The organism is Streptomyces sp. SAS_270, assembly GCF_052543295.1.
In genome coordinates, this window is record NZ_JBMNDS010000176.1 from 1 (window position 1) to 2,195 (window position 2,195).

The 2,195-nt window shown below is 69.5% G+C and carries 2 protein-coding genes; both read left to right on the forward strand.

The features are described 5' to 3' along the window. Positions 1-466 precede the first annotated feature (466 nt). On the forward strand, positions 467-730 hold the full coding sequence (locus ACN6LB_RS45735; protein ID WP_445031087.1) for a hypothetical protein: 264 nt from the start codon (positions 467-469) through the stop codon (positions 728-730). A gap of 1 nt (position 731) precedes the next feature. Then, positions 732-2,195: FG-GAP-like repeat-containing protein (locus ACN6LB_RS45740; RefSeq protein ID WP_445031088.1), on the forward strand; the 1,464-nt coding region annotated here is incomplete at its 3' end.

Consider the following 2,195-nt stretch of genomic DNA (forward strand, 5'->3'; position numbering starts at 1 on the left):
CCCCCCCCCCCCCCCCCCCCCCCCCCCCCCCCCCCCCCCCCCCCCCCCCCCCCCCCCCCCCCCCCCCCCCCCCCCCCCCCCCCCCCCCCCCCCCCCCCACAGCCGTTGGACGATGCAGAGGGGATCATTCGGATCCCGTCCCGGCCGCCGTCCAAAGCGACGGGAGCAGTTCGCTGGGGGCGGGGTTCATGACGGGGCCGAAGGGCACTTGTGGTGAATCCGCCCCTTCATGACACTTCAGTGAAGATTCATCCATCTGGCTGGATTTGGCGTAGACGGTCCATCAGCCCGGGAGTTGAGTTTCCCCCCTGAGCGGGACGCATCGCGTCCGTAGACGCTCGGAGCAGCGGGGGCCGCCATGGTCGGCACGGAGATCCTCGTCGTGGGTGAGGCCCGCGGCGCTGGCGAGGTGGAAGGCAGCTGGCCGGTAGTGGCCCGTGTGCCTCCCTGGATCACGGTGTTCCGCGTGAGCGCGGAGAACGCGGAGAAACTGGCGGAACACCTGCGGGAACTGTCCGGCGGTGGCCGTCTGGCGCTCGCCCGTTCACCGCACGGAGAGATCACGAGCATGGGCGACGAGGCCGTCGTACGCCAAGTCGACGAGCGCGCGCTCCTGTTCATCGAGGCCTGGAAGTCGGGGCCCACAGGAAAGTCACCGAGGCGGGGCGAGGGCCGGAACTGGGGCGACCCGGAGTTCCGGGCGCCCGACCAGAACCCGAACGGAGTGTGAGATGGCCGGCGACATCAGCGTCACGGAACGTGCGGTGCTCGGAGCGGACGCGAACCAGCGGAGCGCCGCCCCGACCTGGCCCGGGGCAGGACACACGATTCACCGTTACGGCCGAGTCAGTGTCGTCGCCTCCCTGGCCGGGCCGGCCAAGGCGCCACCAGGCCCGGAGCCGGGCGACACGGACGGCCTCACCGAGGTGGAGCAACTGGGGCTTGCCGCGCTGCGACTGCGTGAGTCCGCCGCGTACAAGGCGGCGAAGAGCCGGCGCCCACGGCACGCAGAGGCCTGGGACATGCCCGACTGCACTACGATCGTGCCCACCCCCGCGTCCTCGGCCAGGGCCGAGGGAGCCGCAGCGCCCGCGCCCACCAGCTCGTACCTGGAGGGGACGGTCGCGGTCGGCATCGTCATCGTGCAGGGGCCGACTCCTGAGCTGCAGTTCTCCAACGCCGAGATCCTCAAGGTCGTCGCGGAGGTGCAGAACGGGCTGAGCTTCTACGCCACGACCAACCCCGTCGCCGGCATCAGCTTCTCTTACGACATCCAGGACGTGGCCGTGACGGTCCCCGCGGACCCGAACGCCGCCGACCTGGAAGCCCTCTGGCGCAACCCGGCGATGGCCGCGATCGGCTACAGCGCGGACTTCGCCGGGGTGGGCGCGTACGTCGAGGACCTGCGCACCCGCTTCGGCACGCGCTGGACCTACTGCGGGTTCTTCACCAAGTACCCCCTCAACCACTTCGCGTACGCGAGCATCGGCGGCCCCCGGCTCGTGATGCAGTACGACAACGACGGCTGGGGACCCGACAACATCGACCGGGTCTTCGCCCACGAGTCGGGGCACATCTTCGGCTGCCCGGACGAGTACGCCACCAGCAAGTGCGACTGCGGCGGATCCTGGGGCAGGTTCGGTCTGGCCAACGGCAACTGCGAGAACTGCGCCGGGGGCGGTGGCGTCCCCTGCCTGATGAAGGCCAACACGTTCGAGGTCTGCGAGTTCACTCCGGCCCACCTGGGCTGGGCGCCGCAGCTGCTGGTCCGCAACTTCGGCTACGCGGCCGGTGGCTGGCGCGTGGACAAGCACCCGCGATTCCTCGCCGACATCACCGGCGACAAGCGGCTCGACATCGTCGGCTTCGGCGACGCGGGCGCCTTCGTGTCGCTTGGCCACTCGGACGGCCTCTTCGAAACGCCCCGGCTGGTCGTCAACAACTTCGGCTATGTGGCTGGTGGTTGGCGTGTGGAGAAGCATCCGCGGTTCCTGGCGGATGTCACCGGTGACGGTAAGGCTGACATCGTCGGTTTCGGTGATGCGGGTGTGTGGGTGGCGCTGTCGAATGGTGATGGCACTTTCCAGCCGATGAGTCTGGTCGTCAACAACTTCGGCTATGTGGCTGGTGGTTGGCGTGTGGAGAAGCATCCGCGGTTCCTGGCGGATGTCACCGGTGACGGTAAGGCTGACATC